Genomic DNA, 26,914 nt, shown 5'->3' on the forward strand with positions numbered 1-26,914 from the left:
CGCGTCTCTTCGCTGCTACTTGAACTCCCTCATCGCGGCATGAGCGCACGGACGGTGGACCCCGTCAGGGAACGGTGGTGGAGGGGCGCTGCAAGTTTCGCGTGCGGATCAGACGCACAGCAGTCGTCACAAAGCCCACCAGCATGACGAAGGCCGCCAAGGCCCAGAGGAACCCGCTAATGCCCACGCTTTCGAGGGCGTTGACGCTGGCGATGACGAAGCCACCCGCCGACCAGTAAAGGTCTGCCGTCCTCGCCCGCATGGGTCGATTGTGAGGTATGAGCGCCGGACGAGGCAGCCCTTTCAGGGCTTGTCCCCAGATCGAACTTCCCCCGTCGCGGCATGAGCGCAAACTTCGCCCGCACGATCCGTTCGGGCTGGTCAGACGAGGCGCGACGAGGGAGAGGTCTTCGCTCGACGTGGTGGAGCAGACTGTTGGGGCTTGGGCGGAGGAGCTGAAGCCCTGTCGGCCGCTTAGTGCGAAGGCGGGGCACTGGTGACGTCACCACGGTCAATGCGGTCCGTGGCTTCGCCAGTGGCGAGCTCTCGACGCAAGGACGGGTGAGTGCGGTAGAACTCGATCACGTCGGCGACGCGGTGGGGATCGGCGCGTAGGGAATGTCCGTCGATCACGCCACCACCTGCGGCGAGCATCGCCTCCAACCGCGGGCCGCCGTTGGGCGGAGCGTCGGCGAGCTGCCCCCAAGGGATCTCGACCACCCCGCGGGAGGTCTGCACGCTGACCAGCGCTGGGTCGAGGCTGATCTGGGTTCGTCGCCAGCGGGCCTGCCAGAACACCCCGGCCACACCCAGTGGCACGGCCAGCCAGAGCCAGAAGCGGATCTGCGTGGGGACCTGCTCGCCGATGCGGGCGGCGTCCCAGTGCACCAAGAGCGGTGCGGCCAGGAAGAGGAGCGCCATGACGGCGTAGCTCCACCGATCGGCGGCCGGGGCGTCGAAGACCAGGGCCCGGCCGGACTGGACGGGGGCGGCGCTACGACGCTGGCGGGTCAGGTCGGGCCACACCTGCGGCAGCGCGAGCAACGGCAACGGTAGGCACGCCAACGCGATGGCCACCAGCGGCGCTCTGGTTCCGGCGGTCACGGCGACGACGCACCACACCAGCAGCGGCACAGCGAACATCCCGAGCACGATGCCGCGCTTGCGGGGGTGGGGGTGCGGCGTACTCGTGCCGCCTCGCGGGGCCGCGGGCTGGTCGGAGGTCACCCGAACACGCTATTCCACGCCCCGGAGACCGCGTCGGTGGCGCCGTCCCAGGCGTCCGAGGCGGTGTCGGTGGTCCAGTCCCATGCCGCCCGCGCCCCGTCGTCGATGGACTCGCGCACATCCTCGGGCACCCACGTCTCCCACGCCTTGGTGGCGCCCCATGCCACGACGCCGCCGATGACCACGACTGCGCCGGCAGTCACCCACACCGGGGCGGTGACCACGCCGGCGGCCACGACGGCGCCGGTCGCGACGCCGGCGGCCAGACCGGCGACCAACCCGACGCCCACCGAGCTCGGTGACTCACCGTTGGCCAGGGCGATACCAGAGCTGACCACACCCAGGACCGGGCCACCGAACTTGAGGACCTTGCCCCACCGGGCCACCTCGCCGGCTTCGGCGATCAGGTTGGCCGCCTTCGTGCCGGGCTTGGCCGCGTTGGCCAGCCCTCTCGCGCTGGGCGGAACCCGGCCGGATCGGACGGCCGGGTTGCGGGAGCGGCTGGCGGCCAGGGCGGTGGCGGCGCGGTCGGCGGCCTTGCGCAAGTCCCTCTCGCGCACCGTGAACGCGGTCCCGCCGAAGTCGATCGCGTTGCCGGTGCGCTCGGCGGCGGCCTTGGCCTTGGCTAGCAGGGCCTTCAGGCCGGAGTCGGACGCGGCCTCCTCCTGGGCCGGAGCCAAGGTAGCGGTGACACAGGCGTCGAGGCGGTCGTAGGTGGCGCGCACGTCGATGCGCAGCTGCTCGTAGAGCTCGTTCTGCTCCAGCCGGCCCGTGAACGCATCCTGGTCGTTGTCGTACTGGCGCTGCTGGGCGGGGGTGGCCATCAGCAGCGGCGGCCCGGGGTCGAACGCGGCCGGTGGGGCTTCGATGGTGGCGCCGACCACGGCCAGGCCGCCGGCGGCGGCGCGCGCGCGATGGGCGGCCATCTCGGCCTGGCACGCCTGCAGCTCCCAGGCGTAGGTGTCCACGGCATGGGCGCAGCGCCGCACGACCCCGACGCGGGCGTCGCCGGCGGTGATGACCTCGCTCACGTGCGCGTTGTAGGCGGCGTGGCTGGCCCCGTCCCAGTCGGCGGCAGCGGCCGAGCGGGCGGCCACGGCGTCGTCGCCGGCGCCGTCCATCGCGTCGGCCAGGTCGGCAAGCCAGCTCGAGGCGGCCTGCAGCGAGGCGAACGATCCGGGCAGGTCGGTGTCGATCATGACGCCGGGGTGCAGATCGGGGCCGCGGACTGGCGCAGCACGGCGGCGGCCTCGGCGTCGGTGGCTTCGGTGTCGGCGGCCACGGTGCGCAGGGCGGAGGCGGTGCCGGTGTTGAGCTGGGCCAAGGCGTCGGCATCGGCGCCGAGGTCGGCCAGCATGAGCAGCACGTGCGGGCCGCCCTCGCCGCCGTCGACACCGGCCGGCTGGGCCGGTGCGGTGCCGGCGACCTCGCTCGCGGCGTCGGCGTGGGTGCCGGCCATCGAGGTCAGCCGGGCCGGGGAGATGTCGAAGTCGCTCACGAGGTTCTCCGTCCCGGACCGGCTGGGTCCCCGACCTCGCGCACCGCCGGCGCCGGGTCGGCCGGTTCGGTCTCGGTGTGGCGCAGCTCGTCGGGGATGGTCATGTCGAAGTAGACGACGTCGTAGGGCTGCTCCGCCTTGAGCCGGTCCAAGTTCGCGGTCGGCACGAGCGCGTACGGCTGGTGCGGACCGCAGCAGTCCAGCAACCGGTCAAAGGCCGAGTACGCCAGCAGCGCCAACCTGCCGTCAGTCGTGGTACGCATCTCGATCTCGAGCGGCTCGTCCACGCCTGTGGCACGGGCCACCGGCAGGTACAGCACCGGCGGGATGGAGGCCCGGTAGCGGGCCTGGAACTCCTCGAACGTCTCGCCGTCGCGAGGTCGGGCAAACGTCTGCGGTGTGCTCATCTGCGGCCACCCCCTGGGTCGCGGTTCGCCGGTCCGCTCCCTCGAGCCCGGCTACTGATCGGTACTAGTCGGTTCGACCGTACGACGACCCCGGCGCGGCGTGCCACTCAAACGGCTTGCGAGTAGTCGCAAATCTGCTCCCCCGGTGTGGTCAAGCATCGAGCGCAACGCGGCATGAGCGGATGAAGGGTTAGAGGACTTAGCCAGATCAGTGGGTTGGCTGGCGCGCCTGCCTTGGTGCGGCGCTGCCTGTCGAATTCGAGTTCAGCGCTCCCGTCCACGAATACGCTGCACGGTGACCCAAGAGCAAGGGCCCAGCTCAGGCTGCCGTGCCGTCCTGTGGCAGCTCTCAGGCTGCCGTGCCGTCCTGTGGCAGCTCACCGGGGTAGAGGTGGTGCGCGTGTGCCATCCGGGAGCAGAACTCCTGAGCACCGGACGGCTTCGCGCCCATCCAGATGGTGCCGAGGAGGACGATGCCTCGCCACCGCTTTGCTTGGGCGCCGGTCGGGTCCTCTGGGGGTGGGCCGATGACCGTTGCCGCGGCGTCGCGTACGGCTGGCTTGACCAGGTCGGTGGGTTGCGGCTCCCCGAGCAACCGGTGGAGCTCGACGATCGTGTCCATGCACGTGGCTTCGTTCTTCATGGCGCTGTCCATGCTCGGCTGAACCTGCTGCGAACTGTCTCCGGCCATGTCGACCGGTTCTGGTTGCGAGCAGCTGACCAGCAGGACGAGCGCAGCCAGTGCAACGGCAACGACTCGCGGCGCACCCACTGTGTTTCCTTCGACTCGTGCCACTGAGGGTTTCAGAGTAGGCGCGGCTGATTGGCGGGGAAGGCGCTTCATTGAGCCATCTCGTAGCAAGGGGAGGCTGACGGCGCCTGCTGCGGCACGCGCACCCGAGTGCGAGCGGCAGACTTCTGCATCACGGGAGTAGCACCGCTGACTCCACCTTGGGAGGTCCCCGCGGCGTGAGAGTGCGTTATGCCCAGCGGCTCAACCACTCCGCCAACGGTCCCGAGGACGGCTTCCGTCGCCACCACCAGCCGTCCTTAAGTTCGATTCGGTAGTACTTGCCCAAGAGGCCTTCGGCATCATCGATCGTGGCTGCTCGAAACGTCGCATCGGCGCCGGCGATGTGTACCTGAACCTGCACCCGTAGGTCCTTCGACGCTCGGCTGGCGAAGTCCGCCAAGTAATCTCGCGAACACAGATCGTTCGTGTAGTCGTCGACCGTCGCTTCGTAGGTGTTGACCTCGGCTGCTAGCTGGTTCCAACTTCGCAATTCACGGTCGAGGCCCTTGTGACCTGCCCAGCCGGCCGCTCGCATGTCCGACTCGATATTCCGAACCTCATCGGCGTGCTCCACGCAGTGATCTTCGCACCCACTCATAGGCCTGGCGCCACGTTCGCGATCCGCGGCATGAGCGTGCGATCTTCTTGCCGCTCGGCGTAGTCTTCGGGTCGTGATTTTCCCGGACGGAGAGCACCCCTGCCCCGTCTGTGGGGCGGACTGGAAGGTGCCTCACATCTGGCCACGAAGGCCGGGCCGGCAGAAGCCCCGTCGCGACCGGAGCCGATGGTTCGTACCTGAGGATTCCGGATGGTGCTCAGACCCGGAATGCCGCATCACGCACGAGCAGCGTGACGAGTACCGGGCGTTCCGCCGCATGATGGGTTGGGACCCGACTGAGGATTCGATCGCCAGGCCACCCGAGTAGCGAATCGCGGCATGAGCGGATGCGTCGGCCGTCAGCGGGCTGTTTGTGATGCCCGAGTCCTGACGTACCGGCTGCCCACGACCGCGAAGGCTGCGAGCGCGGCGAGTAGCAACGCAATGCTGAGGATCGGGAGGGGCGAGTACGCGGCTCCGCAGGAAGGGTCCGGCAACGGGGACGGTCGACCGAAGAGGGCCGGCCCACACTCCACGTACATGCCGTTGGGCTCCGCTCCACTGAGCGGAAGTGCCCCGAGCCCCCAACCCGCAAATGCGAGGAGGACAGCCAGCACGGCCAGCACCGGGACGGCGACGCGCTTCACGGATCAGACCGTAGCGCGGCCTCTGCGCCAAGGCCTGGTGATCGCGACATCGATCCGCGCCCGGCGGCATGAGCGGAAGCGAACCGTGCTGACACACTGGCGACATGCACCAGTTGTCGGCTACCCAGGTAGGCGACCTCGAACGCCTCTGGTCCGAACTCGGCTTGGCGTACCCCATGGCCTCACCACCGGAGAACGATGACGAGGTGCTTGCCGCAGCGCTTGATGCCTGGATCGCCGGCGTCGTCAGCAGCGAGGGCCGCGTGTCGACCGCTTCCATGGACGACCTAGCTGACGTGGTCAAGGGCCTGGGCGCTGAGGGCCGAGCCGCTGCCTTCGCACAGCGGGTCCTAGCGGTAATTCGGCCGGCTCGCTAAGCGGATGTTGCGCCCGTTCGGTCATGACGATCTGCGGCATGAGCGGAAGTAGAGGCGGGTGGACGACTCGGACAGACGGCCGGCTACCGGTCGGAATGCTTGGCATTGAGCCGCAGAGCGTCTCCGCCAGTTGGTCCTCGAGACCTATCGCGGCGGCGCAGGTAAGCCTCCGCAAGCACGACGCTCGAAGTCACTCCGAAGCCGAAGAAGAGCGCAGGCAGATGGAGGGCAACGGAGCCTGAAGTCACACCAGAGAGGAACTGGAGGAACGCCCCGATCGCAAACAGGACAGAGAGCCAGGTGAGCCGATCAGCGATATCCTTGCGGTCAACGAGTTGCCACATCAGACCGATGCCAAGCCCAACGATGGAGGCGAGCGTCAGCGCTGGAGACGCCGAGACGTGCGGACCAATGCCGCCAGCGGCAACGAGCCCAAGAAAGGGCACGATGAAGAATCCCGTCGTCCACCTGCGCATGCGCAGATGCTCTCACCATCAAGCGCCGCCGGCCGGAGATTGACGAGCGCCCGGACGAGTCGGTCCGGGCAGATCCGGTGCTCCTCTTCGCAGGCCTGATCCTCCGCGCCCTTCCCGGCAGATGAGGGTGGTTCACGCGAGAGTCTGACCGTCGGCCGCTGTCGCGTAGCCCTCCAGTCAGAAGGTGCTTGAAGCATCGGCCAGTGCTCGAGCGAGAGGGGCCCGCCGCGTCATGGCGCACATTCCCTCAGTGGGCACCCAACAGCGCGGAGATGGACACGACTCGTCCGGTGAGTCAGGTCAAGTCCCTGATGGTGGTGTAGCGCTGCGTGCTCCTCTTTGTGGTTATGCGGTCAGGGCGGGGAGGGCGTCGGCTCCGATCTCTTGGTCGGCTGAGGGCACGATGGTGACGCGGGAGCGGGCGAGGACCTCGAGGCCGAGGTAGCGGCGCCCTTCGGCCCATTCGTCGGTCTGCTCGGCCAGGACAGCGCCGACGAGTCGCACGATCGCGGTGCGGGTGGGGAAGATGCCGACGGAGTCGGTGCGGCGGCGGATCTCCCGGTTGAGGCGTTCGGTGGGGTTGTTGGACCAGATCTGGGTCCAGATCTCCTTCGGGAAGGTGGCGAAGGCCAGCAGGTCGGCCCGGGCGGCGTCGAGGTGGTCGTGGACGGCGGGGAGCTTGTCGGCGACGTAGTCCAGGAGCCGGTCGAACTGGGCGTGGACGGCGTGGTGGTCGGGCTGGTCGTACACGGAGTGCAGCATCGCCTTGACCGCCGGCCACATCGACTTCGGGGTCACGCCCATGAGGTTGAACGCGTAGTGGGTGCGGCACCGCTGCCAGGAGGCTCCGGGCAGGTTCGCGGCGATCGCCTCGCGCAGCCCGGCGTGGGCGTCGGAGGTGACCAGGCGCACCCCGGCCAGGCCGCGGGCGATGAGGTCGGCGAAGAACTCGTTCCACGCCGACCCGCTCTCGCTGGTGGCCACGCGCAGCCCGAGGACCTCGCGGTGTCCGTCGCCGTTGACGCCGGTGGCGAGCAGGACCACGGAGTTGACCACGCGGCCTCCTTCGCGGACCTTCATGGTCAGCGCGTCCGCGGTGACGAACGTGAACGGTCCGGCATCGCCCAGGGGGCGGTGGCGGAAGTCCTCGACGATGGCGTCGAGCTCGCCCGACATCCGGGACACCTGCGACTTCGACAGCGAGTCGATACCCAGGGTCTTGACCAGCTTGTCCATCCGTCGGGTGCTCACGCCGGCGAGGTAGCAGTCGGCCACCACCGTGATCAGCGCGGACTCGGCCCGCTTGCGCCGCTCCAGCAGCCACTCGGGGAAGTAGGTGCCGGTGCGCAGCTTGGGGATCGCGACATCGATCGTGCCGACCCGAGTGTCCAGGTCCCGGTGCCGGTAGCCGTTGCGCTGCGCGCTGCGTCCCGGGGAGGGCCGGCCGTACTCCGCCCCGACAACGGCGTCGGCATCCGCGGACAGCAGCGCGTTGATGATCGACTGCAGCAGGCTGCGCATCAGATCCGGGGAGGCCTGCGCGAGGGCTTCACCCAGAAGGCCTGCAGGGTCGACAATGTGTGGTGCGGTCATCGTGATGCTCCGTTCGAGGGTGCTGTGAGACGTTCACTCGAAGGATCACGCGGTGGCCGCATCCACGTCCATCATCAGGACGATCTCCGCAACCGCGCTACACCACTATCGGGGACTCAACTGGCGCAGTATCCAATTGGGAGGTCATCGTGCGGCTCAGCAGTGCGGCAAGGGGCTTTCGCGGACGACCCAACTGCCTCACGGGTCCGCAGTGGCATGAGCTGCCAAGTGTTGGAACTCGGTAAGACTTTCGTAGGTGGCTTAGGAGTCATTCTGCTAGGACACAGCCGGAACGGCCCTGGCTCACTGCTTAGCTAGCTACGCACATCGGCAAGTGCGATCAATTCGACCCGCGGCATACCGCCGCGAGCCGACTCCCGGATCACCGCAGATCCGCGCATTGGGTCACCTGTCACCACGCCGAGGCGTTCAGTGCCAGGGCCGCTTGGCGAACACGATCGCGAAGGCACGGGCGACTGCCGCGAATGGCCCGTCAGAGCGATCAGGACTACGCCGATGAGGCAGGTCCACTAGAGCCGCACGCCCTGTGTCGTCGGAGATGGCGGTCAAGTCATCGACTCGAAGGAGCCGTCGAAGTCGTGACTCGGTCATTCGTGTGTGCCAGCCAAACGCGCAGTGGCGCTCGAACGCCGAGCGTTCCTCAGCCGTCGCCGCAGGCCCGACGAGGTACCCCCATCGGCCGGCTTCAGGCCACTGACGGTCGCGCCGGTAGGCCTCAGCCAAAAGTGCGCGTACCTCGTTGTCGTGCGGATACGTGTTGACAAGCCCCTTCAGCCGGTCACGAGCTTTGCGGGCATCCCCAGCCTCGAGGTCTCGCTGAGCCCGCGCCAACCCATCCACGCAGCAAGAATGCCCGCACTGGCGAGCCCCTTCGAGCACATTCCGGCAAATCCTCCTGCACACCTGACCCGGCATGAGTCTTCACTCGACGTGCCTCACACCGCCGCGAGATTCCAGAGACAGGCTCAAACGCCTACCCCTCACACGCGGATGGGACGTCACCGGGCTCGGGGTGGTCGCACAACTCCGCTCAACTCGGCGTCGGCGTGCCAGCATGGAGACATGCCTCGACTCCCGCAGCCAGTGATAGAGGTGGCTTGGCGCCACACCGGCGAAGTCGGCAAGATCCACTACCGAGCGAAGCGTCCAGATGGCTCGAATCGTCACCTCATAACGAAGGAGGGCGACGCGCTCTACGAGCTCCTCGAGCAGCACCTCCAAGCCATTGGATATACCGGGCCGAAGTCCGCAGGTGAAGGGTCCAGCGAACACTAGGTTGACGCGGCGCCCCTGCCTCGCGGCTTAGCGTCATATCGCCGCGAGCTGGGCTATCGCGTTCGCGGCATGAGCTGTCACACCGATGCAAGGATCAGACAGTGACGCTGCCCGCCGACGCCCACATCCTCGAACTCCTCGTGAACCGAGATGGGCTTCCAACGCTCGTCACTTTGGAGAACGGCGCAACGATCACTGTGTACAACATCGCATGGGGCTACGACATCGGCGACGAGTACGCCCACGTCACCAGCAACGTCAGCCCCGAGGTTGATGGAACCGCCATTCACTTGTTCTTGACCAGCGAGGTTAGGTCGATCTCTGACCCAGATTCCGGCGAGACCCTAGGTTGAACCGACCCGTCCGTATCTCGGCAGTTCCGGTCGAATCTCCGGTCGCCGGGACCTACTGCATACCGCCGCCAGTCGCCCAGCTCATGCGCGGTTGATAGTGGACTTCTTGGCTCTTCCCACGCGATTCACCGCCGGGCCGAGTCCATCCATGGACCTGAAGGTGCCACAGCACGTGGGCGACCGGGAACGCGACAGCGGGAGCGGCCCCGGACCTATCGGGTCCGGGGCCACCGTGATGGTGCCGGGTCGGCTCACCGCTCGGGAACCCATGCAGGTGCCGGCACCCCATTTCCGGTGTTGTCGTCGCACCGGACGTATTGGGTGTCGACTCGCTGAAGGAGGCACTCGCCGCCGTCGCCGGCACGTGCGGTGGCCGGTCCGGCATCCTGTCGTGCTGCCGCCGGTCCGCCGCCGGTACCCAGCGTGAGGGCGGTGAGGAAGAGGGCTGTCGCTGCGAGGGTGAGGACCGGGTGGTTCTGCCGACGCTGGGCGTTCTGCTGCTGGTTCTGGAACATGTCGATCTCCTGATGGGCTGTGGGGCGTTCCGACTTCTCCACGGTCGGACCCAGCGGCCCTCAGCCACATCCGGCTCACCACCTCAGAAGCGCGCTCAAACCTCCTCAGATCAGCGACCGCCTGCGGGCGAGCGCCGCTCCCATTCCCTGCTTCCAATGGACGGTCAAGCACCTCGATCGTGCGCAGCCAAGCTGGAGGAAGCCGCAGCTCGTGCCTGCGGCGGAGCCAATCAACCCCTGTCGAGTACGCCGACCTGTTCGGCCCAAGCGGCAGCCTGAACCCGGTTCTCGACACCGATCTTGCGGAGAAGGTTCGAGACGTGGACGCTGACGGTTTTCGGGCTGATGAACAGGTCAGCGGCAATCTGGCCGTTAGATCGGCCGGCGGCAATATGGCTCAGGACCTCGAGTTCACGCTCGGTGAGCGGGACGGGCGGGCTCAGGGTCCGACGGGGCGCGGCGACGGGCCGAGTGGTGAGGCTGATGTGGCTTGGCCCCGCAATCTCGATGATGGCGCCGCGGAGGGGTTGCATTTCGACGGAGAGCTCGTATGCGCGGTGGATCGCTGAAGCGATTTCTGGGACTGGAACACCGAGCGCGACTTTGGCCTGAGCGCACCGCCACCAGCAGTACGCGGCGCGGTGTGGGCGCGCCTGCGCCTCCCAGTGCTCGGCGGCTGCGGTCCACAGGAGCGGGTCGCTGGCCAGGGCGGCGCGAGACAGCTCGGCCTTCCATTGCGCTTCGTCCGCCACCTCGCGTCCGCCGTCGAGTGACTGTGTGAAGGGGCTTGGGACGAACGTTTCGACGAGGCCTTCCAGAATGTGCAGGTCGCGTTCGGCGCTTCGGCGGCCTTCATCGTCGCCTCGGGCGTAAGCGATCGCCACGCTGTCGGCCGCTGCGGCAGCGCCGGCGGTGAACAATTCGCTCGTTCGGCTCTGTTCGTCGGTTCCCGTCAGGAGTTCCAGGTCGATCAGTGCGCCGGCCAGCCCACGCTCCGGATGGCCTGCCCAGCGAAGGATGAAGGCAGCCGCTTGACCGGTCAGTCGGATGTCCTCGGCGGAGTTGGTGGCCCTCGAGACGGCGCTGACGCTCTCGATCCGTGCCAGGGCGTGTTCGATCGCACCGATGTTTAGGTCCGCGAGAGCGCGCAGCACGTGGTCTCCCGTGGTGTGGATCTCCGGCTCTCTGCCGGTGGTCCCCGCCTCAACCAGCGCCATCGCGTGGCGGCTGCGGCCCATCTCCAGTTCTGCTTCTCCGGCGTTATAGCGCAGCACGGATGCGTCGAACGTCCGGCCGTAGCCTTCCTGCCGCAACCGCTCGAACGCGGCCTGAGCGACATCGCGGCCCTGTTCCAATCGCGAAGTGCGAAGCAAAAGGTCGCTTTCGAACGTCGCCAGGAGGCCATAAGCGCGAGCGTCCACGGCGATGTCTGCGCGAGTTGCAAGTTCCCGAGTTCGGGACACAGCCTCCTCGAAGCGGTCGTTTTGAACAAGGAGATGTCCGAGCGAAACAACCGCCGCGACTTCGGCGTGCCGGGCGCCGCACTCGTGTCCTGCAGAGATCGCGTTCTCCAGAAGTTCCCGAGCGATCTCGGGTCGGCGTTGGCGGGCCTCTATTCGGCCCAAGTAGCTCAGCGCCAGAGCAAGGGCCGGCGACGGCTCGTAGCGGGACAGGACGCGAACCGCATCGCGCAGGACGGCCGCGCCACCGGCCAAATTCCGAAAGGACTCCAATCGGCCGACCCACATGCGAAAGACCCCTCCGAGGGGCGACTCCTCCAACGGCGTGAGAACGGTCAGGGCGTCGTGGGCCAGATCGATCGCACGCTCCGTCTGGCCGGCCCAGTCCAGGCACTGCAGGGCGGCCACCGCGCTATATAGGGGTGAGAGCCCATGCTCAGCCGCCTCATCGGGATAGCGCTGCGCGAGGCGGAACACGCGTTCCCACATGCGAGCGGCCAGCGCGAAGTCCGCCATACCTTCGGCGGCCACCGCTGCGCGAGGCGTGGCGCGCAGTTCGTCACGATCACGACCGGCAGCCGCCCAGTGACCCGCAGCGGCCACCGCGCGCTCCCTGTCGCCGGCGGCCTCCAGGAGCGCAGCTACCGCTGCGTGACTGCGGGCTACGGTAAGAGGATCGGATGCCTGTGCTGCAGCGACCGCGAGGAGCGCATGCTTGGGCTCAAGTCGTCCGCGCCCGACCGCGGCCACCAAGGCCGCGTCTGACAACTCACGGACCACCTCTGCTGTGACACCCGGTGCCAGATCCGCGGCGGCCGTCAACTCTTCCTCGGAAAGCGGCAGCCCGGCAACGCCGAGAACGAGCAACGCCCATCGAGCCTGCTCGGTAACTCGTCGAACCCGCGTCAAGAGAAAGCCTGCCAAGTGTGATGACAGGCTCCCGGGGTCCATGTCAGACCAACCAGCGTCACTTGGGTTCTTGGCGTTCATGCACAACTGTTCTGCGAAGAACGGATTCCCGCCCGAAAGCTCCACGATCTGGTCCACCAGCTCTTGGGGCAAGAGCCGTCCCAACGCTCCGGAGACTAGAGCCGCGGTCATGGGTACGGACAAGGGTCCTAGTTCGACGGTCAAGACTCCTTCAAAGCGTTGCAGTTCCGCCATTACCTCAAGGATCCGGTCAGCGCTGGGCCACTCGTCGGTCCGTACCGTGACGATGAACGTCGCTCCCGTTCTACGTCCTGCCACCAGGTAGCTGAGCAGATCCAATGTGAACGGGTCAGCCCACTGCGCGTCCTCGATGACGACGACGGTGGCGTCAGTCCGTGCAGGCGGACTCAAGAGTGCCTCTACCGCGAGCACGAGCTTCTCCCGCTCCCAGGCCCCCAGTTCGCTGAGCACGGCCTGCTCACCGGCATCCTGACCCGAAAGTGGGCCCACATCGCGCTGCAGGAGTGCGCTGGCGGCGACGGCCAACGGGGCGGGCATGCGACCCACGGCCGCCGAAAGATCTTCCTCACTCATACCGCTCAGGGCCTGCACGAACGGGAGCAAGGGCAGTTTCTGGGCGAGAGAAACGCATCCTCCGACAAGCACCGTGAAACCCGCCGCGCGTGCGGACTCAACCGCACGGGCCACCAGTCGTGACTTGCCGATACCCGCGTCGCCAGCGACGAAGACCAAGGGCGCGCGCGAATCAAGCGCACCCATGACTGCACGGAGCTCCTCGTCACGACCCACCAGCGGCCCCTTGCCCGGCATCTTTGGACTATCGGGCCGCAGAACCCTCACGTCAACAACGAGCGGGTCCAGTCACCTCGAATGAGCCTTCACCCCGCAAACCGCAACGGCGCTCTACAAGGAGGCGGAAAGAAGAGCAACTGGGACCAGTATGGTCTCCACGCAGGTTGCGTCACTTCGCCGCGAGACGACCTACCTCATCGCGGCATGTGCGGGCGCTTCTCGTCAGTAGCCGGGAGGCAGCGGAGCGTCGGCGAAGTCGGTGACAGCGACCACGTCGGACGCCACGAACGGAACTTCCTCCATACCTAGCACTCCGACGACGCGGTCCCCGGCAACCATGACATTTCCAAACGTCCGACCGTCGCTGAGTTCCACTCGCACGCGGTTGACGCCCATGCGGAACTCTGGCCAGACGGCTACCTCGCCAGCGATGTCGCGCGGCAGTTCGTTAGACACGATCGAAAGGGTCTCACGGGCACCCGCCCCATCGGCATGTCCAGCCGCAGGGCCGAGGGGCATACTTGGCCCATGCGCGCACCAAGCTCCAGAACCCTCGCTCGCATAACCGAACTGACCACGTACGGAACGGGTTTCATCTATGCCTGGGCGATCTGGATCACGGGTGCGGCAGCGGGTGGCCTGCTTGGGTGGCTGTCGACTGGCGATCCAGAAGTCGGGATAGGTATCGGAGTTTTCGCGGGGGTGGCTGTCTGGGCGGGCTTGCTGGTTGCTTCAATCCGACTGCTCCAGAGATACGAGGGGCGGCGGCGCGCCGAGTCATAGCTGCAGGGCGGGCATCGGCCCGCCACGCGGATAAGACGTCCGGTCATCGGCAGATCCGGACGGATCCGCGAACCTGCGACCTGCCCCACTCCGCCGCGAGCCGACCGCCACCGCGCCCTACTCCTGCGAGATGACCAGGTGCGTGTCGGGGTGTTCGGTACTGGGCGCGAGGCCCAGGTCCGCCCGAGCCTGCTGGCGGTACTGACGCATTGCCTGGCCTACGGCTTCATAGTCTTCGCCAAGCACGCTCCGTGATTGTGCCCACAGCGTCATTGCACGCTTGGCTGACTGCGCCCTAGTGAGCGCCTCCCTTGTGCCAAACATCTCGACGGTGTCTAGGGCGTCGAGCAGTTCGTCGAGCTCTATCGGTTTCGCATCGTGCTTGCCGAGGGCTGCGAGCGTCTGCTCGTGAACGTGCCGGTGAGCGGTGTTAAAGGCAGCGTAGGCAGCGCGTTGTTGTTCTCGTGCCCAAAGCTGTTGCTCATGGGACCTTTCCCTAGACTCGCGAGCGTTGGCCCTTCCTTCCGCCCACCACTGACCAAGGAAGCCGCCGACTCCGGCGAGCAATCCTCCCAAGGCGGTAGAAGCCAATATGGACCAGTCCATGTCTTTCCCCTCGATGACCATGCCTTCGACCATCATCGGATCCAGAGCCCGAGCCTTCAATTCGTAGAGCACGTGACCCCTTCGCGTGCCTGCGACTTGGGGGCCGCTGTGCCCGTAGGAGGCAAACCATGGGTGCCGCCAATGTAGATCCGTGTCCCTCGCTCACGGATTGACCTAAGCCAGTGCTGCCGGATGCTGCACAGCGTCGCCTGCCGGGCCGCCATGGTCGCCACCCCGGACTCAAGCCCAAGCTGAGGGCTCAGGTGGCGGGCCCCTTGAGCCCGGCGCACATCCTCGGAAAGAGGTAGCAGAACTCGCCGCCACCCCACGAGTCGACCAAGCCGCCGGCATCTTCCAGCGCGTTCCACATCGGTTCCGAGGCGCGCACGATGTGCTCTGCCGCCTCAAGGTCCATCTCGAGCGCCTTGCTCACAGCTGCGATCACCTCGAAACGGGACTCCGCAGGCATGACATCAAGAGGGTCCATGGCCGGAGCGTAGGTCGTCCCGACACCCGGCGGGAGTGGTCGGCGACGATGCGTCTATCCGCCGCAAGCCGACATAGTTCGGCGGCGCGCCCGTGCATGACCCGCGCCTAAGGTTCGGGTCATGAGCGAGCCGATTCTCGGTCGTGCTGGTGACGTGGTCAGCCGGTACGGAGCCAAGCCCTCCCCGGTGCTGGCGGGGGAAACCCTTGGCGTCTCTCGCGATGTGGGTAACGTCCTTCTACCAGTCAACGGCCTCCGTCACCCGCCGGCGGGCCGCACGTGCGGTTGGTACGTCTGGGCAGGCGAGGAGCTCTCGGACGACGCTGACTTCTTCCTCCCGAGGCATCTGGAACATCTGGGTCCGATCGCTCAGTACCTGAGGCCTTATCTGGAGCTGCCACCGGGATGGTAGTTCTTGATTGCGCCTGACTACGAAGACGTGTGGTTCGACGAGACCCTGCTGCAGGTCGCACGCGACTGAGGTTCCGAAGTCTTCGGTCCTGGTCGTTGACATGTGCGTCTCTTCGCCGCCTGACGGGGCTGTTCAGAGGGACATGTCGGGTCTAGTCTTCGCGAGGTCCGGGTGCCCGGCCGCTGTCGCGGCGGGCGGGTGCGGGCGAAAGCTGGTCGCCGCGTGAGGTGACTGATGTCTGCGCCGACTGCTCTTCTTCCGTTCCAGCCGTCCACCATGTCGACCGCGCAGCTGGCCGCAGTGTCCTACCTGGCGCGCTATTCGGGGCGAACGCACCGGTTGTACGCCTTTCAGCTGCGGGAATGGTTCTCGTGGTGCGAGGGACACGGGCTGGACCCGCTGGTCGGGGTCCAGCGCGCGCACGTCGAGCTGTACATCCGCGGGCTGGGGGAGCGGGGACTTATGGACTCCTCGGTGGTGACGATGATGCACGGGGTGCGCGGGTTCTTCCGGTTCGCGCACATCGACGGCCTGGTCCCGGCGGACCCGGCCGTGTACGCCCGGCTGCCGAAGGTGCACCGTGACGAGTCCCGCACCCAGGGCCTGGACCGGCTGGAGCTGATCCGGTTCCTGCAGGTCTCCCAGACCATCACCGTCCACCACGGCGCGCTGGCGTTCCTGCTCGGGATCAACGCGCTGCGGGCCTCGGAGGCGGCCGCGGTGCGGATCGAAGACTACGCCGAGACGCTGCGCGGGCACCGGGTGCTGCGCCTGGTCGGCAAGGGCAACAAGCCGGCCACGATGCCGGTGACCGTCCCGGTGCTGCGGGTCCTCGAGGCGTGCCGCGGGGAGCGCGCCGACGGCCCGCTAATCCTGCGACCGCAGAGCGGGAACCCGATCGACCGCCGCGACGTGTACCGGATGGTCGCCCGGATCGCCAAGGCCGCCGGGATCCCCAGGCACATCAGCCCGCACTCGCTGCGGCACGCCGCGATCACCAACGCCCTGGACGCCGGGGTGCCGCTCCGGGACGCGCAGATCCTCGCCCGCCACGCCGACCCCCGCACCACCGAGCACTACGACCGCGCCCGCGGCAACCTCGACCGGCACGGCGTGCACTTCCTCACCGCCTACGTCGCCGGCGTCTGATGCGGCCAGTTCGCTTCGAAATGCGTAGTACATCGTCCGGCAAAGACGTACGCTGGCCCAGTGGGCGAGGAGATCCGGTGGGACCCCGAGGCCATCGACTACATCCGCTCCCGCGGCGACCGCTACCCCGGCGCCGACGGGATCGAACCCGGCTGGGCCCAGGAGGTCATGGACGATGTCGACCTCCTCGCGCTCGAACCCGACCCGAAGTCCCGGATGGGCGCCTCCCGCTTCATCGGCCACTCCCCATCCGCGGAGCGGGTGATCGTCGTGATCGCCTACCGCGACCTCGACGGCGACCTGCACGGCATCAACGCCTGGCCGGCCACCGGCGCCGACCTCACGCTCTACCAGCAAGGAGACGATGATGGCCAAGACGATTGACCCAGCACTGGCCGAGAAGCTCCGGGAGGAGTCCGAGCAGACCAAGGACGAGGCTTACCCCGCCGGAACCACCGGCCGCCGGCCGAACCGGCAGAAGGTGTACTCGGTGCGGCTCAGCGCCGAGGAGGAAGCCGAGGTTCAGCGCGTCGCAGCCGCGAAACACCTCCCCGCCTCAACGCTCGTCCGCTCCTGGATCCTCGAACGACTCGACCGCGAGCGCTCCGCCTGACGTAGCCCTCTTCGCCGCGAGACGACGGCGTCGCCGTCGGGCGCGGTTCCTCCGCCGAGGCTTCCGTTAGTAGTGCGCCAGCACCTGCCGCACCGGATGGCCCATTAGCCGTCCGACCTCGTGGAGCTCCGATTCGTCGAGCTCGTACCTCGCCCGGCGGGCGTTGAGCACACCGATCTCGAACCGGGCAAAGCCCATCGGCCAGTCGTAGTCGAGATCGTTCAGGCTCGCGTGCGCGCCACAACACGGCAGGTGCACCCAGATCGCTGAGGTCCTCGGACCGCTCATCGACCAGGTCGAGAACCCATTCGATGCCGGTGACGGTGGAGCAAGCCCCACACGTGAAGGAAGCCGTGTTGACGCCGGAGTCGATGAGGGCGGTGCGATCGTGGAACTCGGCTTCGACGTCATCCACCGCCTTGCCAGGACCAGCGAACAGGCCAGACACGTAGTCGACGGCCGACTCCGCAGCTTCCCGGGCCGGCTGCCAAGACGGCGAGGTTGGGATCACTCGGATCCAGTCGTCGCTCATACCCACATCGTGCAACAGCCCGGGCCACGCCCCGCCGGCTCAAACCTGCGTCTATCCGCCGCCAGATGCCGTCCCCGCGAACGAACCGGACGGGGCATACGGCGAGCGACATCTCTTGAGCCTGGACGCTGGATCAGGGCACTAAGGGCGTAGTCAGTTGAGGTTCGACTTGCGGGGACGTCAGGACGGCCGAGCGGTCGGCGAGGCATCTCGTTCTGCGCTTCGCAGACGCGCCGATCAACTTCGGTGGATCTGAGCTGAGATCGTGAGGATGCGCAGGCTCCGCAGCCCAGTTCAGCAGCTGGCGTTCGCGCTTCGACATCCTCGACACCGACGAAGGTCCCGACGCACAGCGGCGACTAATGCGAGCTGCGCTCCTTCTCCAGTTTTCGCCAGAACTTCAGTGCGGCGTACTCGAGCTCGAGCCCCAGCTGCAGGGGCACCATCCGGTCGGCGACGTCCTCGCGCTCGGAGAAGCGGGCCTGCATGGACTCGTAGACCTCGATCCGGTCCTGGTGCTGGACGATCTGCTCCCGAGCCAGGTTGAGCACGTCGTCCGGCCGGGCGAACTCGCCGAAGAAGAGCTTGAGCTCGGCAACGTCGCGCACCTGGAGCTGCTCCGTGGTGGGCTCGGCAAGCCATGCTCTCAGTGCGTCGCGGCCCTCGGAGGTGATCGTGTACGTCTGCCGCCGTCTGCCCCCGGACTCCACCTCGAGGTCCAGCAGGCCCATCTCTTCGAGCCGCTTCGGCTCGGAGTAGAGCTGCGCGTGCGGGAACGGCCAGAAGTAGCCGACCGAATGGTTCACCGCGCGTTTGAGGTCATACGACGTGCTCGGCCCGCGCATCGCCACCATGCCGAGCACGACGTAGGAGGTGGTGGTCAACTGCCCCATTGACATGGTCCGAACCATACCGTAGCATGCAGTTCGTCTGAAACAGACGGTATGAAATAGACGATAGGATCGCGCCATGGATCTTGCCACCGCCTTCCGATGGACCACGGAGCGCTACCCGCATCGCCGGGCCGTCGGCGGTCCTGCTCCCATGACGTACGCCGAATGGGACGCCCGGACAGACCGCGTCGCACACGCCCTCGGCGCTCTCGGCGCCGGTCCCGGGACGCGAGCGATCTTCCTGCTCCAGGGCGGGGAGCCCCTCGCCACGCTGCACCTCGCCGCGCAGAAGGCCGGCATCGCCTCGCTCCCGCTCTCCACCAGGTTCGGCGCCGAAGAGCTCGCGTACTGCATCTCCGACTGCTCGCCGGTGCTGATCGCGGTCGACGAGGCCACCCACGCCCTGGTCGCGCTGGCGCTGGAGAGCATCGAGCAGCCGCCCACCGTCGTGTGGGCCGGAGCCGCTGCCGACGCGCCCAAGGGCACGGTCTCGTTGGCGGCCGAGATCGACCGGGCCCGCTCCGGTCCGGTGCCCTTTGTGCCGTCTGAGGCTGACACCAGCGTGATGCTCTACACCTCGGGCACCACCGGTCGTCCCAAGGGGGTGCCGCGCACGCATGCCGCCGAGTTCCACTCGGCGCTCGCCCACCTGCTGCAGACCGGACATGCCCCTGGCGAGGTCACCCTCGGCGTGATGCCGCTCTTCCACACGATGGGTCTGCGCAGCCTGCTGGCCACCGTCCTGGCCGCGGGCACTTGGGTGCCCCAGGCGAAGTTCGACGCCGATGCCTCACTCGAGCTGATCGTCAGGGAGAAGGTCGGCGCGCTCTACCTCGTGCCGACGATCTTCTGGTCACTGCTCCAGACCGGTCGCCTCGGCGAGGCGACCTCCGTGCGCAAGCTCGCGTATGCCGGGGCGTCGATGACTCCGACGCTGGCTGAGGGGCTGGGCGAGACCCTGAACCCTGAACGGTTCGTGAACCACTTCGGCAGCACCGAGATCTACACGTTCTCGATCGGCCCCGACGGCATCGCGAAGCCCGGGTGCGCCGGCCGTGCCGGGGTCTTCTCCAGGCTCCGGCTCGTCGATCCCGAACCCGGCGCCCACCCCGACCAGGTCGTCGCGAACGGCGAGCAGGGCCAGGTCGCGGTCTCCATGGACAGCCCCGAGGCGTTCGCTGGCTACTGGAACCGCCCGGACGCCGACGCGAAGTCCATCCGCGACGGCTGGTACTTCACCGGCGACCTGGCCACCACCGACGAGGACGGTGACCTCTGGGTCTCCGGGCGGGTCGACGACATGATCAACTCCGGCGGGGAGAACATCTATCCCGAGGAGATCGAGAACGCCCTCGCGCGGTGTCCCGACCTGGCCGAGGTCATCGTGGTGGGCACACCGGACGACAAGTGGGGGCACGCGGTCACCGCCTTCGTGGTCGGGCCGCCCGGCGTCGACCCGGCCCACACCCTCGCGAAGGTCGAGGCCTACGCCCGCGGCGCCTCCGGACTGCCGTCGATGAAGCGGCCGAAGCGCATCGTCGTGGTCGACCGGATCCCCAGGTCGGCCGTCGGCAAGACCCTGCGCCGACACCTGGCCGCGGGCGACTTCTCGGCGCTCGCAGACTCCACCGGGACGGCGCCGCGATGAGCACGCCGAGCAAGACCGGACCCAGCCGCATCGAGGACGCTGCCCTGCTGACCGGGCAGGGGCGCTTCCTCGACGACATGGACCCGCTGCCCGGCACCCTCGTCGTCGCCGTGGTGCGCAGCCCGCACGCGCACGCCCGGATCAAGGCAGTGAACCTCGACGCCGCGCGCAGCCACCCCGGCGTGGCGGCCGTGATCGGTCCGGACGAGGTCCTGGCCACCCTCCGGCCGTTCCCACTGTCGGTGAAGGCGCCGACGCCCTACTACCCGACCGCGACCGACAAGGCCCGGTTCGTGGGCGAGCCCGTGGTGGTGGTCGTTGCCGCGGACCGCTACTCCGCCGAGGACGCCGCGGAGCTCGTCGAGATCGAGTACGAGGTGCTACCGGCCGTCGTACGGACGGACCGGGCGCTCGAGGAGGACGCACCCCGGCTGCACGATCAGGCCGACAGCAACGTCGCCACCGATCGCACCTTCACGTTCGGCGACGTCGACGCTGCCTTCGACCGCGCGGCGCACACCGTGACGGGCCGCTACTCGTTCCCGCGATACTCCTCCATGCCGATGGAGTGCTACTCCGTCGTCGCCGACTGGCAGGACCGCGCCGATGGGCCCGAGGTGACCGCCTGGTCGAACTTCCACGGACCGTTCTCGATGGCTCCGGTCGTAGCCGGCTGCCTCGGCATCCCGACCTCGTCGCTGCGGCTCATCGTCCCGGCCGACATCGGGGGCAGCTTCGGCATCAAGTCGGCCGTCTACCCCTACATCGCGCTGATGGCTCTCGCCAGCAAGCACGCCGGCCGGCCGGTGCGCTGGACCGAGGACCGGCTCGAGCACCTGCAGGCCAGCTCGTCGGGCTCGGACCGGCTGATGACGTTCTCGGCGGCGGTCGACGCCGACGGTGTCATCAGCGCCCTGCGCGTCGACCTGGTGGACAACGTGGGCGCCTACCTGCGTCCTCCCGAGCCCAGCACGCTCTACCGCTGCTTCGGCAACATCACCGGCGCCTACCGCATCGACGAGGTCGAGATCCGGGCCCGCGCGGTCGTCACGAACAAGGCACCGACCGGGCTCAACCGGGGGTTCGGCGGCCAGCAGCTCTACTTCGGTCTCGAGCGACTGATCGACGACATCGCGGCCGATCTCGGGCTCGACCCGGCCGACGTACGCCGCCGAAACCTGCTCGACGCGGACCAGTTCCCGTACGCCACGCCCAGCGGAGGGATCTACGACAGCGGTGACTACCACCGCGCCTTCGAGCTGGCCCTCGAGAACGTCGACTACGACAGGCTGCGCAAGGAACAGGCCGTCGCCCGCGAGAACGGGGAGTGGATGGGCATCGGCATGGCCACGATCGTCGATCCGTCCGCCACCAACATCGGCTACGTCGGCCTGGCGACGCCGGTGCAGGACCGGACGGCGAAACGAGGCAAGTCGGGCTCGACCGAGCACGTCCGGATCAGCGTCGACCCGCAGGGAGTGGTCTCGGTGCTTCTCGGCACGGTCCCGCAGGGACAGGGTCACGCCACCGTGGCCCGCGACGTCGTCTCCCGGCACCTCGGCCTCCCCGTCGAGCAGGTCCGGACGCGCGTCGAGATGGACACCGCCAGCACCCCGTGGACGATCAGCTCCGGCAGCTACTCCTCCCGGTTCGCCCCGTTGTTGACCAGTGCCCTGCTCGAGGCCGCCGACGGCATCGCAGCCACCATCAAGCTCGCGGCGGGCGTGCTGCTCGAAGCCGATCCCGAGTCACTGGAGCTGGCCGACGGCCGCGTACGCGTCATCGAGGATCCGGACCGGGCGGTCGAGTTCAGGCACGCCGCCGGGCTGGTGCACTGGGACCCGGGCTCGCTGCCCGAGGGTGTCCCGGCGCGGCTCTACGAGGAGGCGGCCTTCACTCCGCCGCAGTCGAAGGCGGCCTCGCGGACGGACCAGATCAACTCCAGCCTCTGCTACGGGTTCGTGGCCGAGGTGGTGGTCGTCCGGATCGACCCGGAGACGATGCGGGTCTCGGTCGAGAACGTCTCGAGCGTGCACGACGCCGGCACGATCCTGAACCAGACGCTGCTCGATGGCCAGATCCACGGTGCCATCGCGCAAGCCCTCGGCGGAGCGCTGTACGAGGAGATGACCTACTCCGACGCGGGCCAGCCAACCGCGGGCACCTTCATGGACTACCTGTGCCCCACCTCCGCGGAGTCGTGCTTCCCCCTGATCAGCGACCACGTGGTCACGCCCTCGCCGCTCACCCGACTCGGAGCCAAGGGCTCCGGCGAGGGCAGCTCGATGAGCCTGCCGGTCGCGATAGCCAACGCCGTCGCGGATGCGCTGGCGCCCGAGGGCGTCGCGATCAGCTCGCTGCCCCTGCACGGAAACGTCCTTCACCAACTGCTCCACCAGACGAAAGGAACCTGACATGCCCCTCACCGGAGGAGAGATCCGGCTCGACCGCAGTCACGACGGCAGGGTCGCCAACCTGACGCTGTCGCACGGCCGCTACAACGTCATCACCTGGGAGACCCGCCAGGTGATGGCCGACCGCTTCGCCGAGATCGACGCGGACCGTGACGTGAAGGTCGTCGTGATCCGCGCCGAGGGCGAGCACTTCACCTCCGGCGGCGACATCGCCGGCTTCATGGAGGTCGATCCGGTCGATCTGACCGACCTCGGCCACAACGTGACCGCGGCCGCTCGCAGCCCCAAGCCCGTGATCGCCGCGATCGACGGCTACTGCTTCGGCGTCGGCCTCGAACTGGCGCTCGCCTGCGACATCCGGATCGCCACCGACCGGTCGCGGTTCGCCCTGCCCGAGATGAAGCTCGGCATGATCCCCGGCAGCGGTGGCACGCAGCGACTGGCTCGCCTGATCGGCCTGTCCCGGGCGAAGTACCACATTCTCACCGGCGAGCGGATCACCGGACAGCAGGCTCTCGACTGGGGACTCACCTCGCACAACTGCGCCGATGCCGATGAGCTCGAGAAGCGGACCGACGAGGTCGTCGCCATGCTGCTGGGCTACTCGCCGATGGCACTGCGGACCGCCAAGGAGGTCCTCGACCGGGGCATCGACGGCCCGCTCTACACGGGCATCGAGCTGGAGCGCAAGGCCTACTCGATGCTGCGTGCGAGCCACGACTTCGCCGAGGGCGTCACCGCGTTCGAGGAGAAGCGCGCGCCGAAGTTCCAGGGTCGGTGAAGCAGCTGTGAAGCCTGCCCCGTTCGCCTACGTACGCCCCGGCACGACCGAGGACGCCCTGGCCGAGCTCGGCCGGGACGGCGCCAAGGTGCTGGCCGGTGGCCAGTCCCTCGTGCCGGTGCTGGCGATGCGACTGGGGCGCCCGTCCACGCTCGTCGACATCAACGCGATCCCCGAGCTCAACCGGATGTCGCGCAGCAACGGCCACCTCCGCGTGGGTGCGACGGTGCGCCAGCGACAGGTCCAGCACGACGACACGGCGGCGAGCGTGCCCCTGCTGCGGCTCGCGCTGCCCTGGGTCGGCCACCGGGAGATCCGCAGCCGAGGCACCGTCTGCGGCAGCATCGCGCACGCCGACCCCTCTGCCGAGCTGCCCGCGGTCGCCTCCTGCCTGGACGCCACCATGGTGGTTGCCAGCACCGGGGGCACCCGGGAGATCCCGGCTGGCGAGTTCTTCACCGGCGCGATGAGCACCGCGGTGCTGCCCGAGGAGCTGCTGACCGAGGTCCGGTTCCCCGTCGCCGAGGACGGCGACGGCTTCGGGTTCGGCGAGTTCGCCCGCCGGCACGGTGACTTCGCTCTGGCAGGCGTCGCAGTTCGCGTGCGTACCACGACCGCGGGCCCCGACGCCCGGATCAGCTGCTTCGGCATCTCCGACCACCCGGTCACCCGTGACGTCTCCCAGCAGCTGCGCGCAGCACTCGACGCCGCCGGTGCCGATCCCGACGCCTCCAGCCTGAGCCGGGCGCTGGGGGACCACGCCGTCGGCATCGCCGACGACGTGGTGGACACGGGTGGCGACGCGCACGCGAGCGCGGCGTACCGCCGCCAGCTGGTCGCCGGCCTGGTCTCCCGCCAGGTCGCGCAGGCGTACCTGAAGTCCGTCCGATCCATTCGAGAGGGGGAGCCCTCGTGAGCCTCCCGAACGCCTATGCCCACACCGAGGCCGACGAGACTGTCGACGTCACCATGACCGTCAACGGCAGCGAGGTCACCCTGTCGCTCCCCGCGCGGGTGACGTTGTCGGACGCGCTCCGGGACCACCTCGGACTGACCGGCACCCACGTCGGGTGCGAGCACGGGATATGCGGGATGTGCACCATCCTCGTCGACGGCCATGCCTCCCGTGCCTGCCTCCTGTTCGCGGTCCAGCTCGACGGTGCCGAGATCGTCACCGTGGAGGGCCTCGGTCGCCAGGACGACCTGCACCCGCTGCAGGAGTCGTTCAGCAAGCACCACGCACTCCAGTGCGGCTTCTGCACGCCCGGGTTCTTGATGAGCTCCTACGACCTGCTCACCCACGAGCCCGACGTCGCGACCGACGACCTGCCCAAGGAGCTGTCCGGCGTCCTGTGCCGGTGCACGGGCTACCGCAACATCATCGACGCCGTCGACGAGGTGGCCAAGGTCCACCGCGCCGGACTGCCCGGGCCGGGCAACTGTGCCCAGCGCACCCTGATCGGACGCACGCCGACCGGTGCAGGAACCGCCGCGGCCGCGGAGGCCGCCGAGGTCACCGTGCCCGGGCACCACCCCGACGAGATCGCCCTCCCCACCGGCGAGCCCAGCATCGTCGTCGACGTGACCAGCCAGCTCGAGTCGGCGCCGGACGAGGTGGCTGGGATCTTCAACGACATCCGGCTGCTCGCCCGGTGCCTGCCCGGCGCGGAGCTGACCGACGAGCTCGGGGACGACTGGTACCGCGGACGGGCCCGGATCGCTCTCGGGCCCGTCCGCCTGTCCTTCGACGGCATCGCGCACGTGATCGAGCAGCGCGACGACCGCCTCACCCTGAAGGCCCAGGGCAAGGACACCGGTGGCGGCGGCGCCCAGGCGGAGATCGTGATGACGGCCACCCCTTCAGGCGCCGGCGTCTCGCTGCACGCCGAGGCCAGGGTGTTCCTCACCGGCCGCATCGCCAGCTTCGGGCGCTCCCTCGCCGGCGACGTCAGTCGCCGCATGTTCGAGGACTTCGCCCGGGGCATGGACCGGGCCGCAGCCGGCGTGGAGCCCGATGTCAGCGCCAAGCCGCCCGGCGCCATGGCGGTCCTCCTCGGCGCGCTGTCCGACCGGGCCCGCGCCCGCATCAGGAACCTCCGGCAACGCAGCCGGGACCACACACCCCGACGTGCCAAGCGTCGGACCCCCTCACGAGACGAACGGTGACCCATGTCCCAGCCCACACCTGACCCCGCTGCCGGCGCACCGCCGAGCAGGTCCGCGCTGCCAGCCGCGTTCGCCTCCGTGGCCGGCTGGGCCTTCGACCTGTTCGACCTGTTCCTCCTGCTCTATGTCGCCAAGGCAGTCGGCCACCAGATCTTCCCGGCCGAGTCGGAGACGCTCAGCCTGGCGCTGGTCTTCGCGTCGTTCGCCGTCAGCATCGTGATGCGACCCGCCGGCGCGGCCCTCTTCGGAGAGCTCGCCGACCGCAAGGGCCGCAAGACCATCATGGTCACGGTGATGGCCGGTGTCGGCCTGTCGACGGCGTCCATGGGTCTCGTGCCGACATACGCCTCCATCGGCGTCATCGCCCCGATCACCTTCCTGGTCCTGCGCGTCATCCAGGGCCTGTTCGTCGGCGGCGTCACCGCCACCACGCACACCCTGGGCACCGAGAGCGTCCCTCCGCGCTGGCGGGGCCTGATGAGTGGTCTGATCGGTGCGGGCGGTGCCGGGCTGGGTGCGGCGATGGCCAGCATCACGTTCATCGTGGTGAGCCGGTTCTACCCCGGTGACTCGTTCAACGAGTTCGGCTGGCGGGTGATGTTCTTCAGCGGCCTGATGGGCGGTCTGCTCAGCCTCTTCGTGCTGCGCAAGGTCGAGGAGTCACCGATGTGGCTCCAGGCCCAGGAGGCCGCGAAGTCCGGTCCACCGGCCCCGCGGATGCGGTTCCTCGACCTGGTCAAGGGCGAGTACCGCAGCATCACGCTCCTCAACATCGCGGTCGCGGCGGGCGGAGGCGCGATGTACTACCTGACGTCCGGCTTCCTGCCCACGATGCTCGACTCCGTCGTGGGGATGCCGTCCGGTCCGCGCGGCGGGGTGCTGCTCGTGAGCAGCCTGGTCGTCGTGATCGCATCGGTCATCGCAGGAGAGGCCAGCCAGCGGTACGGCCGCCGACGGACCATGCTGACGCTGGGCGCGGTCAACATCGTCGCCCTGCCGATCCTCACGCTATTCATCTCCCGCAGCGAGCCGGGCAGCACCACGCGGATCATGCTCGCAGCCTGCCTGCTCGCCTTCCTCGCCAACGCGGCCTACTCGCCGGTGATGATCTTCCTCAACGAGCGCTACCCGACCGCCATCCGCTCCAGAGGCACCGCCGTCTCGTGGAACACCGGCTTCATGCTCGGCGGCCTGCTGCCCACCTTCGTCAACCTGCTCAGCCCGACCGTCTCCGACATCCCGGGCCGGCTGGCAGCGTTCATCATCGGCGCCGCAGCGCTCTTCATCGCAGCCGTGCTGTGGAGCCCCGAGACACGCGGCCGGCTCGACACAACTGCCATGACCATGGAGCGGCAGAAGGCCTGACGACGCATGTGCCGCTGGCAGTCCCCTCCGCATGTGCGGCCCACTCGATGTGCGTCATTCGTCGTGTGTCCCGTTCCCTGGG

At 68.2% G+C, this 26,914-nt stretch carries 27 protein-coding genes; 10 read left to right on the plus strand and 17 right to left on the minus strand.

All coding sequences use genetic code 11. The features are described 5' to 3' along the window. Positions 1-64 precede the first annotated feature (64 nt). The 10 genes from LG324_RS05385 to LG324_RS05430 all read right to left on the minus strand — a co-directional run bounded on the left by LG324_RS05385 (position 65) and on the right by LG324_RS05430 (position 8,552). Positions 65-262 (minus strand): hypothetical protein, encoded by a 198-nt coding sequence (locus LG324_RS05385; protein WP_030529658.1) that lies wholly within the window; start codon positions 260-262, stop codon positions 65-67. Positions 263-474: 212 nt separating this feature from the next. Next, positions 475-1,227: a hypothetical protein gene (locus LG324_RS05390; RefSeq protein ID WP_030529657.1), complete on the minus strand. Its 753-nt coding sequence runs from the start codon at positions 1,225-1,227 to the stop codon at positions 475-477. Further along, positions 1,224-2,426: a hypothetical protein gene (locus tag LG324_RS05395; RefSeq protein ID WP_404352343.1), complete on the minus strand. Its 1,203-nt coding sequence runs from the start codon at positions 2,424-2,426 to the stop codon at positions 1,224-1,226. Before LG324_RS05395 ends, LG324_RS05390 begins: the two co-directional genes overlap by 4 nt. After that, positions 2,423-2,725, minus strand: a complete 303-nt coding sequence (locus LG324_RS05400; protein WP_030529655.1) for a hypothetical protein — start codon at positions 2,723-2,725, stop codon at positions 2,423-2,425. The genes LG324_RS05395 and LG324_RS05400 overlap by 4 nt, the downstream gene beginning before the upstream one ends. Next, positions 2,722-3,132, minus strand: a complete 411-nt coding sequence (locus LG324_RS05405; RefSeq protein ID WP_404352345.1) for an SAV_915 family protein — start codon at positions 3,130-3,132, stop codon at positions 2,722-2,724. The genes LG324_RS05400 and LG324_RS05405 overlap by 4 nt, the downstream gene beginning before the upstream one ends. A gap of 349 nt (positions 3,133-3,481) precedes the next feature. Then, positions 3,482-3,904 carry a hypothetical protein gene (locus LG324_RS05410; RefSeq protein ID WP_404352347.1) on the minus strand — a complete coding sequence of 141 codons (423 nt, stop codon included), beginning with the start codon at positions 3,902-3,904 and terminating at the stop codon, positions 3,482-3,484. A gap of 208 nt (positions 3,905-4,112) precedes the next feature. Continuing rightward, on the minus strand, positions 4,113-4,499 hold the full coding sequence (locus LG324_RS05415; protein ID WP_404352349.1) for a hypothetical protein: 387 nt from the start codon (positions 4,497-4,499) through the stop codon (positions 4,113-4,115). 1,131 nt (positions 4,500-5,630) lie between these two features. Continuing rightward, positions 5,631-6,023, minus strand: a complete 393-nt coding sequence (locus tag LG324_RS05420; protein ID WP_404352351.1) for a hypothetical protein — start codon at positions 6,021-6,023, stop codon at positions 5,631-5,633. 345 nt (positions 6,024-6,368) lie between these two features. Continuing rightward, positions 6,369-7,616, minus strand: coding sequence for an IS256 family transposase (locus tag LG324_RS05425; RefSeq protein WP_404352353.1), 1,248 nt, complete (start codon positions 7,614-7,616; stop codon positions 6,369-6,371). Between the two features lie 429 nt (positions 7,617-8,045). Next, complete coding sequence (locus LG324_RS05430; protein WP_404352355.1) at positions 8,046-8,552, minus strand: DUF6584 family protein; 507 nt, start codon at positions 8,550-8,552, stop codon at positions 8,046-8,048. Between the two features lie 461 nt (positions 8,553-9,013). On the opposite strand from LG324_RS05430, the gene LG324_RS05435 reads away from it, so the two are divergent. After that, entirely contained in the window at positions 9,014-9,265 is a 252-nt protein-coding gene (locus LG324_RS05435) for a hypothetical protein (RefSeq protein WP_404352356.1), read from the plus strand. A gap of 251 nt (positions 9,266-9,516) precedes the next feature. Here LG324_RS05435 and LG324_RS05440 read toward each other — a convergent pair whose 3' ends face one another. The 5 genes from LG324_RS05440 to LG324_RS05460 form a co-directional block, all read right to left on the minus strand. Further along, positions 9,517-9,780 carry a hypothetical protein gene (locus tag LG324_RS05440; RefSeq protein ID WP_404352357.1) on the minus strand — a complete coding sequence of 88 codons (264 nt, stop codon included), beginning with the start codon at positions 9,778-9,780 and terminating at the stop codon, positions 9,517-9,519. Positions 9,781-10,010: 230 nt separating this feature from the next. Continuing rightward, positions 10,011-13,001, minus strand: a complete 2,991-nt coding sequence (locus tag LG324_RS05445; protein WP_404352358.1) for an ATP-binding protein — start codon at positions 12,999-13,001, stop codon at positions 10,011-10,013. A gap of 204 nt (positions 13,002-13,205) precedes the next feature. Further along, complete coding sequence (locus LG324_RS05450) at positions 13,206-13,439, minus strand: hypothetical protein (RefSeq protein ID WP_404352359.1); 234 nt, start codon at positions 13,437-13,439, stop codon at positions 13,206-13,208. 444 nt (positions 13,440-13,883) lie between these two features. Beyond that, complete coding sequence (locus tag LG324_RS05455; RefSeq protein WP_404352361.1) at positions 13,884-14,444, minus strand: hypothetical protein; 561 nt, start codon at positions 14,442-14,444, stop codon at positions 13,884-13,886. Positions 14,445-14,631: 187 nt separating this feature from the next. Next, the gene (locus LG324_RS05460) at positions 14,632-14,859 is read right to left on the minus strand and encodes a hypothetical protein (RefSeq protein WP_404352363.1); all 228 of its coding nucleotides are present in this window, start codon (positions 14,857-14,859) and stop codon (positions 14,632-14,634) included. 688 nt (positions 14,860-15,547) lie between these two features. Between LG324_RS05460 and LG324_RS05465 the strand changes: the two genes are divergently transcribed. From LG324_RS05465 to LG324_RS05475, 3 genes are read left to right on the plus strand one after another with little or no spacing between them, the layout of a single operon-like run. After that, the gene (locus LG324_RS05465) at positions 15,548-16,420 is read left to right on the plus strand and encodes a tyrosine-type recombinase/integrase (RefSeq protein ID WP_404352365.1); all 873 of its coding nucleotides are present in this window, start codon (positions 15,548-15,550) and stop codon (positions 16,418-16,420) included. A 60-nt stretch (positions 16,421-16,480) separates the two neighbouring features. Then, positions 16,481-16,804 (plus strand): hypothetical protein, encoded by a 324-nt coding sequence (locus LG324_RS05470; protein ID WP_404352366.1) that lies wholly within the window; start codon positions 16,481-16,483, stop codon positions 16,802-16,804. Continuing rightward, a complete protein-coding gene (locus tag LG324_RS05475) occupies positions 16,788-17,033 on the plus strand; it encodes a hypothetical protein (RefSeq protein ID WP_404352367.1) in 246 nt (81 codons plus the stop codon). Before LG324_RS05470 ends, LG324_RS05475 begins: the two co-directional genes overlap by 17 nt. Positions 17,034-17,099: 66 nt before the next feature. On the opposite strand, the gene LG324_RS05480 is transcribed toward LG324_RS05475, so the two are convergent. Both LG324_RS05480 and LG324_RS05485 read right to left on the minus strand, forming a co-directional pair. Continuing rightward, complete coding sequence (locus LG324_RS05480; RefSeq protein WP_404352368.1) at positions 17,100-17,321, minus strand: hypothetical protein; 222 nt, start codon at positions 17,319-17,321, stop codon at positions 17,100-17,102. Positions 17,322-17,924: 603 nt separating this feature from the next. Further along, positions 17,925-18,464, minus strand: a complete 540-nt coding sequence (locus LG324_RS05485; RefSeq protein WP_404352369.1) for a PadR family transcriptional regulator — start codon at positions 18,462-18,464, stop codon at positions 17,925-17,927. Between the two features lie 145 nt (positions 18,465-18,609). Here LG324_RS05485 and LG324_RS05490 point away from each other — a divergent pair, with 145 nt between their 5' ends. Genes LG324_RS05490 through LG324_RS05515 form a run of 6 tightly spaced genes read left to right on the plus strand, consistent with a single transcriptional unit; the run spans position 18,610 to position 26,832 of the window. Further along, positions 18,610-20,106, plus strand: a complete 1,497-nt coding sequence (locus LG324_RS05490; RefSeq protein WP_404352371.1) for a class I adenylate-forming enzyme family protein — start codon at positions 18,610-18,612, stop codon at positions 20,104-20,106. Continuing rightward, a complete protein-coding gene (locus tag LG324_RS05495; RefSeq protein WP_404352372.1) occupies positions 20,103-22,520 on the plus strand; it encodes a xanthine dehydrogenase family protein molybdopterin-binding subunit in 2,418 nt (805 codons plus the stop codon). Before LG324_RS05490 ends, LG324_RS05495 begins: the two co-directional genes overlap by 4 nt. A 1-nt stretch (position 22,521) precedes the next feature. Then, positions 22,522-23,301, plus strand: a complete 780-nt coding sequence (locus LG324_RS05500; protein ID WP_404352374.1) for an enoyl-CoA hydratase/isomerase family protein — start codon at positions 22,522-22,524, stop codon at positions 23,299-23,301. A 7-nt stretch (positions 23,302-23,308) separates the two neighbouring features. After that, the gene (locus LG324_RS05505) at positions 23,309-24,217 is read left to right on the plus strand and encodes an FAD binding domain-containing protein (protein WP_404352376.1); all 909 of its coding nucleotides are present in this window, start codon (positions 23,309-23,311) and stop codon (positions 24,215-24,217) included. Further along, positions 24,214-25,467, plus strand: a complete 1,254-nt coding sequence (locus tag LG324_RS05510) for a 2Fe-2S iron-sulfur cluster-binding protein (protein ID WP_404352378.1) — start codon at positions 24,214-24,216, stop codon at positions 25,465-25,467. Before LG324_RS05505 ends, LG324_RS05510 begins: the two co-directional genes overlap by 4 nt. 3 nt (positions 25,468-25,470) lie before the next feature. Next, positions 25,471-26,832, plus strand: a complete 1,362-nt coding sequence (locus tag LG324_RS05515; RefSeq protein ID WP_404352380.1) for an MFS transporter — start codon at positions 25,471-25,473, stop codon at positions 26,830-26,832. The last annotated feature ends 82 nt before the right edge of the window (positions 26,833-26,914 follow it).

The organism is Phycicoccus jejuensis, from assembly GCF_044797865.1.
Lineage (GTDB): Bacteria > Actinomycetota > Actinomycetes > Actinomycetales > Dermatophilaceae > Phycicoccus > Phycicoccus jejuensis.